A 14,892-nucleotide genomic window follows, 5' to 3' on the forward strand; every position below is an offset into this window, starting at 1 on the left:
GGCGCGGATGCCCGCGTCTGCTGCGCCGAGAGGTCATCGAGCGCCCGACGCAACGCGTCGGGTAGCACCGCAGCCTCACGGTCGACGATCCTGACTCTCAGGACAGCATCTGGCGGCCCTGTTCCGGCAGGGTGGTATCGCCCTCGTTCAGGGCGCGCTGCATGATCACCGTGTCGACCCAGCGGCCGAACTTGAAGCCGCACGCCTCGATCACGCCCTGATGGGTAAAGCCAAAGCGCTTGTGCAGGGCAATGGAGCCTGCGTTGCCGCTGTCGCCGATCAGCGCGGTCATCTGGCGCCACGGGCCGGCCTCACAGCGCGTGAGCAGCGCACCCAGCAGGGCACTGCCCACGCCGCGGCCGTGGGCCTGGTGACTGACATAGACCGAGTCCTCCAGGCAGAAGCGAAAGGCGCTGCGCGGGCGGAAAAACCCGGCGTAGGCGTAGCCCACCACGGTCTCATCGATCACGGCGACCAGATACGGCAGGCCGGCCTCGACAATGTCGGCGCAGCGGCGGGTCATCTCCTCGACTGTCGGTGGCACCTCTTCAAAGGAGCCCAGCCCGTGGCGGACGTGGTGGTCATAAATGGCGTGGATGGCCGCGAGGTCCTGATCCCTCACATCGCGTACGGTCACACCGGGATTTTCAGGCCTGTCACTCATGCGGATACTGCCCCTGCTGCTCGTTGAACGTGGCGCTCACTTTACAATGAACACCACGCAGGCGGCAGTCATCAGACCCATGGTGACGTTGAAAATGCGCCACGCCCGCGGGGTGGTCAAAAAGCGCGCGATTACCATGCCAAAGCCGGCCCACAGCGAAATGCAGGGCAGGGCGACGATCTCCATGAACAGCGCCAGACCGAAGGCGTTGAGCCAGATCGGGCCTTCGGAGGGCAGAAAGCTGGCCATCAGGGTCAGCCCCATCACCCAGACCTTGGGATTGACGAACTGGAAGGTGGCCGCCTGCCACAGTGTCAGCGGCCGGGCGTCCCCTGTAACATCAAATTCGGGCGGCGGTGCCGAGGCGATGCGCCAGGCCAGATAGAGCAGATAAATGATGCCGACGATCTGCAGTCCCTGCTGGATCAGCGGATAGCGCTGAAACAGCGTGCCCAGTCCCAGCGCCAGCAGGGTAAAGAGCACCAGCCCGCCCAGTAAAATACCGACAATGTGGGGCAGCGTGCGGCGAAAGCCGTACATCGCGCCGGAGGCCGTCAGCATCACGTTGTTGGGGCCGGGCGTGCCGGTCATGGTAATGGCGAACAGGGTCACGGAAACCCACCAGCTGACAGACATCATGACGGCCTCGCTACATTGTATGAATACAATTATGGAAGTGTTACCCGCTTATGGGTGACAATTCGAGCATACGTTCTCCAATGTCACCGTCAATGGATTTATTGTCACCATGACAATATGGAAACCCGAACTTTCTCCGGAAGGCCCGCGCTATCGCGCCCTGGCACACGCCATCGAACGGGCCATCAACGAGGGCGAACTGCCACCGGGCGAACGGCTGCCGCCCCAGCGCCGGCTGGCCGATGCGCTGGGCGTCACGGTGGGCACCATTACCCGGGCCTATGCGCTGGTGGAACAAAGCGGGCTGGTCAGCGCCCAGGTGGGCAGTGGCACCTTCGTCAAGGCCGAACGGGCGTGCGAGGGCTTTGCCCGGGTCATCAAGGCGCCCCATGAGGGACTGGTGGATCTGGGCATGTCACTGCCGCCGCCGCATCCCGAGCGTCAGGCGTCGCTGGCCCGATTCATGACAGCCATTACCCAGGACCCCGCAGCGCTTGATCAGGCCATCAATTATCCCCTCGATGACACTATGGCGACGCAGCGCCGGCGCTACGCCGACTGGCTGACATCGCAGGGGCTGGCCGTCGAGGCTGACGAGCTGTTGATCACCCAGGGCGGTACCAATGGCATTACGCTGGCGCTGTCGGTACTGCTCTCGCCGGGAGATCGACTGGCCGCCGAGGCGCTGAGCTATCCGGGCGTGATCAGCACCGCCCGTGAGCGGTCGCTGAAAACGGTGGCCGTGCCGTTTGATGAAGAAGGCATCGATGTGGAGGCGCTGGCGGCGCGCCATGAGCGCACGCCCTTCAAGGCGCTTTATCTCATGCCCGAGCATCACAACCCCACTACCGTGCAACTGTCTGAAAAGCGCCGCGAGGCGCTGGTCGCTCTGGCCCGCGAGCGCGATTTCTGGCTGATCGAGGACGGCGTGATGCATCTGCCGCTGGAGGCCCGCGGCACGCCGCTGTATCAGCTGGCACCGGAGCGCACGATATTCGTGTTTTCGGTGGCCAAGATTCTGGGCGGCGGGCTGCGCTCGGGAGTGGTTCGCGCGCCGACCTCCCTGCTGGCGCAGCTGCGCATTGCGCTGCGCAACCAGTGCTGGGCACCGCCGGCGCTTATCAGTGAGATCGCCGGGCGCTGGCTTGAAAGCAATGATGCCGACCGACTGCTGGCGTGGCAGTTCGAGGAGCTCGAGGCGCGCCAGGCCATGGTGCGCGAGGCGCTGGGCGGGTTTGAGGTGGCCATGCGTCGCGGCGGCTTCTATGCCTGGCTGACGCTGCCCGGCGAGCATCGCGCCCAGGCGCTGGTCGAGACGCTGGAACAATCGGGCGTGCGAGTGGCGCCGGCGGAAACCTTTTGTGTTGGCAGTACCGCAGCGCCTCAGGCGATCCGGATCTGTTTGAGTGCGGCGCCGGATCGCGAGGCGCTGGGGCAGGCGCTGGCGATCATTGTTCAGGCGCTGGCACAGAACGCGCCACCGCGCTGGCAGACGGTCTAGACGCCGACACGGCAGTCACTGTGCCGTTTCATGCCCGGTGACAGGGCAGTGTTCATTCCTGTCCCCTTCAACTGCCAATATAGTGTGATCAAAGACGTCAGTACGGAGAGAACATCATGCGTTACGAGCTCTATTACTGGCCGAGCATTCCCGGCCGCGGAGAGTTCATTCGGCTGGCACTGGAGGCCGGCGGTGCCGACTACATCGATGTAGGCAACAGCACCGAGCCCGGCTACGGCGTCGAGGCGATCACGCCCTGGATCGAGGGCAGCGTGACCGACTATCCGCCCTTTGCACCGCCCTTTTTAAAGGCAGGCCGTGAGGTCATCTCCCACGTCGCCAATATCCTGTTGTTTCTCGCCCCGCGTCTCAAGCTGATCAACGACGACAAGGTTTATCAGTACTGGGCCCACAGCCTGCAGCTGACCATCACCGACTTTGCCGCCGAAGCCCATGACGTGCATCACCCCCTGGGCCCGGAGCTGTATTACGAGGACCAGCAGGATGTGGCCCTTCGTCGCGCCGCAAACTTCATCGACCAGCGCCTGCCGAAGTTGTTCGGCTACTTCGAGCGCATCATCGATAAAAACCCCGACAGCCCGGTGTATCTGGTCGGCAAGCGGCTCTCCTATGTAGACCTGTCGCTTTTTCACATGGTGCAGGGGCTGCGCTACGCCTTCCCCAACGCCATGGCCGCGCTGGAAGGCGACATCCCGAAGGTCATCACCCTGCACGATCATGTGCTGGAAATGCCGCTGATCAGCGAGTATCTCGCCTCCGAGCGGCGCCTGGCGTTTTCCGAGCAGGGGCTTTTTCGCCACTATCCGGCGCTGGACCGGGCCGGGAATTAATACTCGGGTGGCAGGGAAGCCTATCCTCGCCCAGACTTGATCGACGACAAGGACCCGTTGGAGAACGTAAAGATGGACCTCTATATCTATGATCACTGCCCGTTTTGCGTGAAGGCCCGCATGATCTTTGGCCTGCGCGACGTGCCGATCACGCTGCAGACGCTGCTCAACGACGACGCCGAGACCCCGACCCGGCTGATCGGGGAGAAGAAGGTGCCGATTCTCGAATTCGAGGATGGCCATACCATGGCCGAGAGCATGGAGATCGTGAAGGGCATCGACAGCCAGGCCGAGGGCGTCAAGGTCATGGATGGCCCGCGAAACCCGGAGATCGAGCGCTGGGTCCGCGCCGCCTCCGATACCGTGGCGAAGCTCTTTATTCCCCGCGTACCCAAAGCGCCGCTGGGCGAATTTGCCACTGTTGAGGCCGCCGAATACTTCACCGCCAACAAGGAGGTGGCGTTTGGCAGCTTCGACACGCTGCTTGAGCAGACCCCCGAACTGCTTATCGATATACAGGGCTGGCTCAACGAACTTGATGCGTTGATCCTGTCACCGCAGGCCGTCAACGAGGTGCTCTCGCTGGATGACATCGAGCTCTTCCCGGTGCTGCGCCAGCTCTCGCTGGTGGAAGGGGTGAAATACCCCAAAAACGTCGAGGCCTATCGCCAGGCGATGTCGCAGCTGGCCGATGTGCCCCTGCACGACGAGATCGCCGTGGCGGCCTGAGCAAACCGCTCACCGAAAGCTGCAGGGCTGTGCCATAATGGCGCGCCTTGCAGCCATTCATTCGGACCGCTTTCATGTCTCAGGGCACGCTCTATATCGTTTCCGCCCCGTCGGGCGCCGGCAAGACCAGCCTGGTGCGCGAGCTTATCGCCGCAACCGATGACATCGGGGTCTCGGTTTCCCACACGACACGCCTGAAACGCGCCGGCGAAACCGATGGCGTCAACTACCACTTCGTCGACGAGCCTTCCTTCGAGGCGATGATCCAGCGTGGCGAGTTCTTCGAACACGCCTGGGTGTTCGATCGTCACTATGGTACTTCACGTCTGGAAGTGGAAAAGCGCCTGTCCCGGGGTGAGGATGTCATTCTGGAAATCGACTGGCAGGGCGCGCGCCAGGTCCGCGCCCAGCTGCCGCAGGCGGTATCGATCTTTATCCTGCCGCCGTCACGCGAGGCGCTGCGCGAGCGTCTGGCGGGTCGCGGCCAGGATGACGCCGCCACCATCGATCGCCGCATGCGCGACGCCATCAGCGAGATGTCGCATTTCAACGAGTATGACTACCTGATCATCAACGATGATTTCGCCACCGCCGTGGGCGAGATGAAGGGGGTGATCAGTGTCGAACGTCTTCGAATGGCGCGGGTACAGGCGGCAAATCGGGGGCTGATCGGCGAGCTCTTGTCAGAAGTGGAAGGGCTCCGGTAGACTCGGTTCCCCCTTCCGAACACGATTAACGCCCGGTCTGCGACACGCCTGGCGCCTTCACTCAGATCACACGCATTCAGGAGCCAGCATCATGGCACGAGTAACGGTTGAAGATTGTCTCCAATTCATGGATAACCGCTTCCAGCTGGTCATGGTTTCCACCCATCGCGCCCGTCAGCTGGCCCGCGGCTCGCGCAATGCCGAACTGCCCTGGGAAAACGACAAGTGCACCGTCATGGCGCTGCGTGAAATTGCCGCGCAAAAGGTCGATCGCACCGTGCTCAACGAGCCGCTGGAAGCCATGGTGCCGCAGCGTCCTCGCTACGAACCCGAAAGCGAATAAGCCCATTGCCCATACGCTGACCTGCCATGTTCACGATCGATGATCTCTCCGACCGCCTGGACGGCTACCTGACCGTCGATGAGATCGCGCAGGTCAGACGCGCCTTCTACTACGCCGAACAGGCCCACGACGGCCAGCACCGCCGCTCCGGCGAGCCCTATGTGACCCACCCGCTGGCGGTGGCCAATATCCTTGCCAACATGCACATGGACTATCAAAGCCTGATGGCGGCGATGCTTCATGACGTGATCGAGGATACCGGCATTACCAAGGAGGCGCTGTCGCGCCAGTTCGGCGAGGAGGTCGCCGAGCTGGTCGATGGCGTGTCGAAGCTGACCCAGATCACCTTCGAGGACAAGGCCGTCGCCCAGGCGGAGAACTTCCAGAAGATGGTGCTGGCGATGTCGCGCGACATCCGCGTCATCATCGTCAAGCTGGCCGACCGGCTGCACAACATGCGCACGCTGGGCGCGCTGCGCCCGGACAAGAAGCGCCGCATTGCCCGTGAAACGCTCGAAATCTACTCGCGCATTGCCGGACGACTGGGCATCAATACCATTCGGGTGGAGCTTGAGGATCTCTCCTTTCAGGCGATTCACCCGATGCGCGCCGAGCGCATTCAGCGCGCGGTGGTCAAGGCCCGCGGCAACCGCCGCTCGATGGTGCGCCACGTCCAGAGCACCCTGCAGACCACGCTGGATGGCGACGAGCTGCCCGGCACGGTCATGGGGCGCCAGAAGCACCTGCTGTCGATCTATCGCAAGATGCGCGACCAGCGAAAGCCCTTCAACGAGCTGATGGACGTGTTCGGCTTTCGCATCGTCACCGACCGGGTCGATACCTGTTATCGCATCCTGGGCGCGGTGCACAATCTCTACAAGCCGGTGCCGGGGCGTTTCAAGGACTACATTGCCATCCCCAAGGCCAACGGCTATCAGAGCCTGCATACCACGCTCTTCGGCCCCAACGGCATTCCCATCGAGGTGCAGATTCGCACCCGCGAGATGGAGGCGATGGCCAACAACGGTATTGCCGCCCACTGGCTCTACAAGGCCGGCCAGACCGACCGGCCGATCGCCATGGGCAGCCACGCCCGCGCCCGCGAATGGGTGCGCGGCCTTTTGGAAATGCAGCGCCACGCCGGCAATTCGCTCGAGTTCATCGAGCATGTCAAAAACGATCTGTTCCCCGATGATGCTTACGTGTTCACCCCCAAGGGCGACATCATGGAGCTGCCGCGCGGGGCCACCGCGATCGACTTTGCCTACGCGGTGCACACCGATATCGGCAACAGCTGCATCGCCTGTCGCATCGACCGGCATCTGGCGCCGCTGTCATCGCGCCTTGAAAGCGGCCAGACCGTCGAGATCATCACCGCCCCGGGCGCTCAGCCCAACCTGGCGTGGCTGTCGTTCACGATCACGGCCAAGGCCCGCTCGGCGGTGCGTCACGCCCTCAAGCATCAGCAGCGCAACGACTCGGTCGCGCTGGGCCGGCGCCTGCTCAATCAAGCGCTGAGCTCGTTTGCCCTGACGCTGGAGACGCTGTCGCAGCCCCATGTCGATGCACTGCTCGAGGCGCTGGCGCTGAACTCGCTGGATGACCTGCTCGAGGAGATCGGGCTGGGCAGCCGCGTGGCCTACAGCGTGGCGCGGCGCCTGGCCGACAGCGAGCCCGAAGAAATCCAGGCCCACAGCGATGACCAGGGCGCGATGGCCATCAGCGGGGCCCGCAACATGGTGATCAGCTTTGCCCGCTGCTGCTATCCGCTGCCGGGGGATGCCATCGTCGGCAACCTCAGCGCCGGGCGCGGCATCGTGGTGCATCGCAGCGAGTGCGGTAATCTGGAAGACTGCCGCGAGGACCCGGAGAAGTGCTTTCCGCTGCAGTGGTCCGACACCGTGGAAGATGACTTCCCGGTGGGGCTGCGTCTCGAGATCGAAACGCGTCGCGGGCTGGTGGCGGAACTGGCCAGTCTGATCAACGACGCCGAAGCCAATATCGAGCGCATCAATATCGAGGAACGCGACGAGCGTTTGTCGATCGTCAACCTGACCCTGTCGGTGCGCAATCGCGTACACCTGGCGCGGATCATCAAGCGTATCCGCAATCTGGCCTATGTAGGTCGCGTCTCGCGTACCGTCAGCTGACGATTCATCGCATCATGACGTTTGAAACGTGGTATCAACAACAACGCAGGGAGTGTTCATGAGCAATCGTGCTGCCATCCATACCGACCGGGCCCCGAAGGCCATCGGCCCCTATTCACAGGCCATCAAGGCCGGCAACACCGTGTATCTCTCGGGTCAGATTCCGCTCGACCCGGAGACCATGGAAATGGTGAGCGAAGACATCGAAGCGCAGGCGCATCAGGTCTTCAAAAACATGCAGGCCGTGTGTGAAGAGGCCGCAGGCTCGATGGCTGATATCGTCAAGCTCAATCTCTATCTGACGGACCTGTCGCACTTTGCGACGGTCAATTCGGTCATGGAGCAGTATTTTCAGCGCCCCTATCCGGCCCGTGCCGCGGTGGGCGTGAAGGAGCTGCCCAAAGGCAGCCTGTTCGAGGCCGAAGGGGTCATGGTACTGGGCGACTGATTCAAGCGAGCGGTATCGGCAGCGAAAGGGGGCGATGGCACCAGCCATCGCCCCCTTTTGTTACCGGCTTCGCCCCCTGGCGTCAGGCCTGCTCGCTGACCTTGATGCCCGCTGCCTTGAGCACCTGGGCGTAGCCTTCGCGAAAGGTCGGATACTGAAACTGATAACCGGCCTCGACCAGTCGACGGCTGTCGCAGCACTTGCTGGCACGCCGGCGCAGCGGTGACTGGATGGTGCTGCTGGGCTCGACGCTGAGTCGGGCCGCCAGCCACATCATGACGTCATGCAGCGGCGTGGACTCGGTGTCGCTGCCCAGATAGACCGGCTCGAGCGGTTCATTGCTGACGGCGCGCTCGATGAGAAAATCCAGCACGCCGGCGCAGTCATCGCGATGGATGCGGTTGGAGTACATCGGCGGGCTTTTGGGCGCAATGCGTCCTTCCTGCACCTGGCTGATGAGCCGCTCGCGGCCCGGGCCATAGATGCCCGAAAAGCGCACCGCGGTGCCCGGCAGCGCGCTGGCGACCAGACGCTGTTCGGCCTCGACCAGAAGCCGACCGGAGAAGCTTTTGGGCTCGAGAACGCTGTCTTCGTCGACCGTCTCGCCGTCCTGCTGGCCATAGACCGAGGTCGAGGAGACAAAAAAGACATGGCCCGGTGGCTGCGCGCGCTGCTCGAAGTGGGTCAGGACGCGGTCCAGTCCATCGACATAGGCCGCCTGATAGGCGCTTTCTTCAAAGCGGTCAGCGCTGAGCGCATAGACTACAATGTCGGCATCGGGCAGTGCCTCGAGGGCGGATTCATCATTGATGTCCATCGACAATTCATCGATGCCATACGACTGGAGACCTGCCGCATGACGGCGCACGCCGACCACACGATACCCCTGTGCGAGCTTGCGCTGCCCCAGCGCGGTACCGACATCGCCGCATCCAAGGATGAGTATTGTTTTATTCACCCGCTAAGCTCCTTGCTTGATAGGGCCGATAAGGTTTGACTATAAGGCCCTGAGTTGAACGGTCGCTTCATGCGACAACTCCCTGTTCCACGTGCTGGCTCGGTCTGCTACATGACTCTAACAGAACTTCGTTACATCGTAACCTTGGCCCAGGAGCGTCATTTCGGACGCGCCGCCGAGCGTTGCTTCGTCTCCCAGCCGACCCTGTCGGTGGCGGTCAAGAAACTGGAGGAAGAACTGGGCGTGGCGCTTTTCGAGCGCAGCAAGTCCACAGTCCAGGTGACCCCGCTGGGAGAAAAGATCGTCGAGCAGGCCAGTCGCGTGCTCGAACAGGCCGGCGCCATCAAGGAGCTGGCCAATGAAGGCAAGGACCAGCTCTCAAGCCCCTTGCGGGTCGGGGCCATTCACACCATCGGCCCCTATCTCTTTCCGCACCTGATCCCCAGACTCTCCGAGGAAGCGCCGCAGATGCCGCTTTATATCGAGGAGAATCTGACCGGCGAACTGCGGCGCAAGCTGCGCTCCGGCGAGCTGGACGTGATCATCGTGGCGCTGCCCTTTGCCGAGCCTGACGTACTGACCAAATCGCTCTATGACGAGCCCTTTGAGGTGCTGATGCCGGCCGGCCATGCCTGGCTTGCCAAAAAGGAGATCGACCGCGAGATCCTCTACGACGAAAAGATGCTGATGCTCGGCGAGGGCCACTGCTTTCGCGACCAGGTGCTCGAGGCGTGCCCGACCATCAAGGATCACGTCCATCAGCCCGGCAACACCCTGATTGCCGAAGGCGGTTCGCTGGAAACCATTCGCCACATGGTGGCCTCGGGGCTGGGCATCACCGTGGTGCCCCGCTCGGCCACCGGCAGCGTGCATTACGCCAACGGATTGCTGGAAACGCGTCCGTTCAGTGACCCGGCACCCTATCGCACCGTGGCGCTGGCCTGGCGGGCCAGCTTCCCGCGGCCGAAGGCGATCGACTCGATCACCCGCGCCATCAAGGCCTGCCAGAAGGCGATCGATTTACAATGAGCACCGCCGTGACCCGGCCCGCCAGCGGCGCCACGGATCTCGCCACGCTCAAGGGCGTGGGCCCGGCGATGCGCGAGCGTCTGGAGCGCCTGGGGCTGCAGGTCGCGGAAGATCTGCTCTTTCATCTGCCGCTGCGCTATCAGGACCGCACCCGGGTCACCCCGATTGCGGCCCTGCGCGCCGGTCACGAGGCGGTCGTGGAGGGCGAGGTCACCGCCTCTGATGTGATTCAGGGTCGCAAGCGCAGCCTGCTGGTTCGCCTGCGTGACGGCTCGGGCATCATGTCGCTGCGCTTTTTTCACTTCTCCCAGGCCCAGGTGGGGCAGTTTGCCCGCGGCGCCAGAATGCGCCTTTTCGGCGAGGCGCGCTCCGGCAGCACCGGGCTTGAGATGTATCACCCCGAGTACCGGCTGTTAAAGGACGATACCTCTGATGAGGTCGAGGAGACGCTCACGCCGATCTACCCGACCACGGAAGGGCTGGCCCAGCCGCGGCTGCGCGCCCTGATTCGTCAGGCGTTTGAGCACCTGGACCAGGGCAGCCTCACGCTTGATGAGCTGATCCCCGAGGCGATCCGGACACGCTTTCGCCTGCCGGCGCTGCGCGAGTCGCTGTCGTATCTGCATTTTCCGCCGCCGGATGCCCCGCTGGAGCGACTTTCCGACGGCCACCACCCCACCCAGCGGCGGCTGGCGCTGGAGGAGCTACTTGCCCACCAGTTGAGCCTGTATCGCATCCGCCTGCGCATTCAGGACGACGCCGCACCGGCGCTGCCCGCCAGCGGTGGGCTGGCCACCCGGTTTCTGACCCAGCTGCCGTTTTCGCTGACCGGCGCCCAGCGCCGGGTGCTCAGCGAGATCAGCGCCGATATTACCCGGGCCACGCCCATGCTGCGTCTGGTGCAGGGCGATGTCGGTTCCGGCAAGACGGTGGTGGCTGCCATGGCCATGCTCCAGGCCGTCACCGGCGGCTATCAGGCCGCGCTGATGGCCCCCACCGAACTGCTCGCCGAGCAGCACTACAAAAGCCTCAAGGCCTGGTTCGAGCCGCTGGGTATCGAAGTGGCCTGGCTCTCCGGCAAGCTCAAGGGCAAGGCAAGGCTCGAGGCCAAGGCCCTGATCAGCGAAGGGCGCGCCCAGGTCGTGGCCGGCACCCACGCGCTTTTTCAGGACGACGTGCACTTTCACCGTCTGGGCCTGGCCGTCATCGATGAGCAGCATCGCTTCGGCGTGCACCAGCGCCTGGCCCTGCGCCAGAAGGGCGAAGTGAGCGGGGCCACGCCGCATCAGCTGATCATGACCGCCACGCCGATTCCCAGAACGCTGGCCATGAGCGCCTACGCCGATCTCGACGTCTCGGTGATCGACGAGCTGCCGCCCGGGCGCACGCCGGTCAAGACCGTGGCAGTGTCCGATGAGCGTCGCGGCGAGGTGACCGAGCGCATTCGCAACGCCTGTCTGGCCGGTCGTCAGGCCTACTGGGTCTGCACCCTGATCGAGGAGTCCGAGGCGCTGACCTGCCAGGCCGCCGAGGTCACCCGCGACACGCTGACCGAGGCGCTGCCGGAGTTTCAGGTCGGTCTGGTGCACGGGCGCATGAAGGCCGGTGAGAAGGCCGACGTCATGAACGCCTTTCGCGACGGCGAGCTGGATCTGCTGGTCGCTACCACGGTCATTGAGGTGGGCGTGGATGTGCCCAATGCCAGCCTCATGATCATCGAAAACCCCGAGCGCCTGGGCCTGGCCCAGCTGCACCAGCTTCGGGGCCGGGTCGGGCGCGGCAAGGTCGAGAGCTTCTGCGTGCTGCTCTATCATCCGCCGCTGTCGGACACCTCCCGCGAGCGCCTGGCGGTGCTGCGTGAATCCAATGACGGCTTTCGCATCGCCGAGCGCGATCTGGAACTGCGCGGGCCCGGCGAAGTGCTCGGCACCCGCCAGACGGGGCTGGTCGGCATGAAGATTGCCGATCTCACCCGCGACCGGGATCTGCTCGAACCGGTGCGCCAGCTGACCCGCGCCATGCTCGATCAGGCGCCCGAATCGGTCGAACCGCTGATTCGCCGCTGGCTGGGCGAAGCCGCCGGACAGTACGGCCAGGTGTGAGCGTCAGGGGCGCGCCCCATCGGACAGGGCCGCTTTTCGCTGAAGGACTGACCATGGGCCGCGCCCGGCTGTTCTACACTGACAGGATCTCAGGACTGTCCTGACACCGTTCTTATCCCGCCCGGGTACGCGAGCCCTACGCCATGACCTCAACCTTTCTGCGTGATGCCATGATTCAGCGCCTGGGGCAGGCGCGCACGGATGCCAACCCCGGCCCCTTTCCCCGCGACGGTCTGGTCCGCAACATTCACGGTGATTTCACGCCGATGATGTGCGGCGGCATCAGCGCGCTGCTGCTGCAGATGCTCCATCCGCTGGCCCTGGCCGGCATCTGGGATCATTCGCGCTTTCGCGAGGACATGATCGGGCGGCTCAGGCGCACCAGCGATTTCATCGCCACCACCAGCTTCGGCACGTTCGAGCAGGCCGAAACCGCCATTGCCCGCGTGCGCCGCGTCCATGAGTACGTGAAGGGCCACGCCGCTGACGGCCGGCCCTACGCCGCCGATGACCCCGACCTGCTGGTCTGGGTGCACGTGGCGGAGATGAGCCGCTTCATGGCCGGGCATCTGCGCTATCGCAACCCGCAGCTCAGTCACGCCGATCAGGATCGCTATTTTTTCGAGACCGCCTGCATCGCCGAGGCGCTGGGCGCGCGCAACGTGCCCGACAGTCGCGCGGCAATCGAGACTTATCTGACGCACGAGCGCCGTGAGCTGGTGTGTGACGCGCGTACCCGCGAGGTGATCCGGGTGCTGCTCGATGCCCCGCCGCGCAATCTCGTACTGCGCCCGGCCGGGGCGCTGTTCATGCGGGCGGGGATCGATCTGCTGCCCGGCTGGGCCAACGACATGCTGGACCTGCAGATGTCACGCCTTCAAAGGCGCGCGGTGCGTACCGGCATCAAAAGCGCGATGCCGATGATCAGCAAGGCGGTGCGCAGCGGTGCCTACCGACGGGCGCTGGAGCGACTGCAGCAATAAACATGTCGGGCGCAGAACAAAGAGGGGCCGGACATCGCTGTCCGGCCCCGGGTAACACAGGTTCATCAGAGGCGGGGCAGGGCACGAATGCCCTGATCCGGCGACCGGGTGCTCAGGACAGCTACGGGTCGCGACGCACCTGATCGATCTTGAGCATCCGCGCGATGACCTTGTCGAGCTCCTCCTGCTCAAAGATCTTTTTCCAGTCGTCCTTGAGGATGTTTTCACGGCCGTAGTCGATGGCGATCATGCAGGCATCCGAGAACGGGTTGGTGCTGCGAAACGCCACGGCCAGGGCAATCTGGATATGGCCGTAGAGCATCGCCTCGGCGGCTTCCTGCGACACCCCGGTGCGCGCTACGGTTTCATCCAGTGCTTCCTTCATGAAGGTGCCCACCATGCAGGCCACGGTCTCGACCAGCGTCGGTTCGAGATAGGCCAGCTGTGTGACGGTCATCCAGTGCACTTTATCGACCGGGCCGTACATCTGGCAGATGACCGTCTCAAGCGAGGCCCGCTCTGCTTCGCTGCCCTGCTCGAAGGCCGCGGCCACCGACTGCGCAGCGGCGCTGCCGCCAAAGGCGTCGGCCCACTCCTCGTCGCTGCGACGCTCCAGAAACACCGACGGATGGCAGGGGTGGGCAACGGCGTAGTGAATCTCGTCACGCTGATGCAGCAGGTTGGCATACGCCGCCGCCGGGTCGAGCGTGAGCACCGTGGCACCGGTTTTCATGCGCGGCACCAGCTGCTCGGAGACCTTGCCCAGCACGATGTCCGGCACGGCCAGAATCACCAGATCACACCGCGCGATGACCTGCTCGATATCGCTGACCTCGCGCCCGAGCTCACGCATTGTCTCCTGCGCGGCGGGGGCGTTTTCGCAGTAGTAGACGTGGCTTTCGCTGGCCTCGAGATTGGCCGAGATGCGCATGCCCATCTTGCCGCCGGCACCCACCAGAGCGATGTGCTGATAAACGTTATCCATGATGACTCCTTAAAAAATCCATGTTGTGGCGGGTCCACTGCGCTTCCATCGCGCAGGTCGTTGCTTCGTCTCGTTGCCAGGGCAGCCAGTGTTCGAGGATTGCGTTGATGCCGCGCGCCTCGGGAGTGACGGCCTCAAGCATCTCTTCAAGCGGCAAAAGGCCCTCGCCCAGCGGGCAGCCGGTCAGCTGAAAGCCGACCCAGCCCGGCGCGCGGGAGAAGGCAAAATCCTTGATGTGCAGATTGACCACCCGGCCGGCCGTGCGTGCGATGACGGTTTCGGGCAGCTCAAGGGCGGCCACGCAGTTGCCCGGGTCCAGGCACACACCGATGTGGTCATCGTCGAGCGTCTCGATCACCTGCATCAGGGTCTCGACGCTGATCTGCTCGTAGGTTTCCAGCGCCAGCGTCACCTGCTGCGCTTTTAGCGCCGGCAGGATCTGCTCGAGTCGCTGGATAGCCTGTTCAGGCGTGGGGCGGTCCTCACCGGCATACAGCATGCTGCGGATCAGGCGCACGCCCAGCACATGGGCCAGCGCCAGATAGCGCTTTAGATGCTCGGGGTCGGTCCCGCGGGTGCCCAGCTCCAGAGTGACGCCCAGCGTCTGCGCCCGATCGCGCAGCGCCGTCAGCCGCGCCTCGTTAAAGGACTCGATCGCCGGGTAATCGCAGATCTGGAAGACCTCACCGCCCAGCTCGGCCGTCTCTTCCAGCATTGCCTCCAGCGTCATGGGCGTTTCGACCTGCTGTGAGCCGCGCCAGAAAAAAACGTAGGTACTCAATCCAATGACCATGATGGCTCCT

The 14,892-nt window shown here is 63.8% G+C and carries 15 protein-coding genes; 10 read left to right on the forward strand and 5 right to left on the reverse strand.

From position 1 onward, the window contains the following. Window positions 1-97: 97 nt before the first annotated feature. Window positions 98-664, reverse strand: coding sequence for a GNAT family N-acetyltransferase (locus ACXMYO_RS13945; protein ID WP_438765421.1), 567 nt, complete (start codon window positions 662-664; stop codon window positions 98-100). A gap of 36 nt (window positions 665-700) precedes the next feature. After that, window positions 701-1,300 (reverse strand): LysE family transporter, encoded by a 600-nt coding sequence (locus ACXMYO_RS13950; RefSeq protein ID WP_438768481.1) that lies wholly within the window; start codon window positions 1,298-1,300, stop codon window positions 701-703. 112 nt (window positions 1,301-1,412) lie between these two features. On the opposite strand from ACXMYO_RS13950, the gene ACXMYO_RS13955 reads away from it, so the two are divergent. From ACXMYO_RS13955 to ACXMYO_RS13985, 7 genes are all read left to right on the forward strand, one after another. After that, window positions 1,413-2,804, forward strand: a complete 1,392-nt coding sequence (locus ACXMYO_RS13955; RefSeq protein ID WP_457809157.1) for an aminotransferase-like domain-containing protein — start codon at window positions 1,413-1,415, stop codon at window positions 2,802-2,804. Window positions 2,805-2,920: 116 nt separating this feature from the next. After that, window positions 2,921-3,655, forward strand: coding sequence for a glutathione S-transferase (locus ACXMYO_RS13960; RefSeq protein ID WP_457809158.1), 735 nt, complete (start codon window positions 2,921-2,923; stop codon window positions 3,653-3,655). A 72-nt stretch (window positions 3,656-3,727) separates the two neighbouring features. After that, window positions 3,728-4,384 carry a glutaredoxin 2 gene (grxB, locus tag ACXMYO_RS13965; RefSeq protein WP_438765428.1) on the forward strand — a complete coding sequence of 219 codons (657 nt, stop codon included), beginning with the start codon at window positions 3,728-3,730 and terminating at the stop codon, window positions 4,382-4,384. Between the two features lie 74 nt (window positions 4,385-4,458). Next, window positions 4,459-5,091, forward strand: coding sequence for a guanylate kinase (gmk, locus tag ACXMYO_RS13970; protein WP_457809159.1), 633 nt, complete (start codon window positions 4,459-4,461; stop codon window positions 5,089-5,091). A 91-nt stretch (window positions 5,092-5,182) separates the two neighbouring features. Then, complete coding sequence (gene rpoZ / locus ACXMYO_RS13975) at window positions 5,183-5,434, forward strand: DNA-directed RNA polymerase subunit omega (RefSeq protein WP_457809161.1); 252 nt, start codon at window positions 5,183-5,185, stop codon at window positions 5,432-5,434. A gap of 26 nt (window positions 5,435-5,460) precedes the next feature. Continuing rightward, window positions 5,461-7,584 carry a RelA/SpoT family protein gene (locus ACXMYO_RS13980; RefSeq protein WP_438765432.1) on the forward strand — a complete coding sequence of 708 codons (2,124 nt, stop codon included), beginning with the start codon at window positions 5,461-5,463 and terminating at the stop codon, window positions 7,582-7,584. A 58-nt stretch (window positions 7,585-7,642) separates the two neighbouring features. After that, window positions 7,643-8,032 (forward strand): RidA family protein, encoded by a 390-nt coding sequence (locus ACXMYO_RS13985; RefSeq protein ID WP_457809162.1) that lies wholly within the window; start codon window positions 7,643-7,645, stop codon window positions 8,030-8,032. An 82-nt stretch (window positions 8,033-8,114) separates the two neighbouring features. Here the strand turns inward: ACXMYO_RS13985 and ACXMYO_RS13990 are convergent, their stop codons facing one another. Then, entirely contained in the window at window positions 8,115-8,990 is an 876-nt protein-coding gene (locus tag ACXMYO_RS13990) for an SDR family oxidoreductase (RefSeq protein WP_457809163.1), read from the reverse strand. Window positions 8,991-9,101: 111 nt separating this feature from the next. Between ACXMYO_RS13990 and ACXMYO_RS13995 the strand changes: the two genes are divergently transcribed. From ACXMYO_RS13995 to ACXMYO_RS14005, 3 genes are all read left to right on the forward strand, one after another. Further along, window positions 9,102-10,019, forward strand: coding sequence for a LysR substrate-binding domain-containing protein (locus tag ACXMYO_RS13995; RefSeq protein ID WP_438765438.1), 918 nt, complete (start codon window positions 9,102-9,104; stop codon window positions 10,017-10,019). Beyond that, the gene (gene recG / locus ACXMYO_RS14000) at window positions 10,016-12,121 is read left to right on the forward strand and encodes an ATP-dependent DNA helicase RecG (protein ID WP_457809164.1); all 2,106 of its coding nucleotides are present in this window, start codon (window positions 10,016-10,018) and stop codon (window positions 12,119-12,121) included. Before ACXMYO_RS13995 ends, recG begins: the two co-directional genes overlap by 4 nt. 143 nt (window positions 12,122-12,264) lie before the next feature. Continuing rightward, a complete protein-coding gene (locus ACXMYO_RS14005) occupies window positions 12,265-13,104 on the forward strand; it encodes an oxygenase MpaB family protein (RefSeq protein WP_457809165.1) in 840 nt (279 codons plus the stop codon). 121 nt (window positions 13,105-13,225) lie between these two features. Here ACXMYO_RS14005 and ACXMYO_RS14010 read toward each other — a convergent pair whose 3' ends face one another. Continuing rightward, complete coding sequence (locus tag ACXMYO_RS14010; protein WP_457809166.1) at window positions 13,226-14,089, reverse strand: phosphogluconate dehydrogenase C-terminal domain-containing protein; 864 nt, start codon at window positions 14,087-14,089, stop codon at window positions 13,226-13,228. Beyond that, on the reverse strand, window positions 14,082-14,882 hold the full coding sequence (locus tag ACXMYO_RS14015) for a sugar phosphate isomerase/epimerase family protein (protein WP_457809167.1): 801 nt from the start codon (window positions 14,880-14,882) through the stop codon (window positions 14,082-14,084). Before ACXMYO_RS14015 ends, ACXMYO_RS14010 begins: the two co-directional genes overlap by 8 nt. Window positions 14,883-14,892 lie beyond the last annotated feature (10 nt).

It is taken from the genome of Kushneria sp. EE4, from assembly GCF_977968315.1.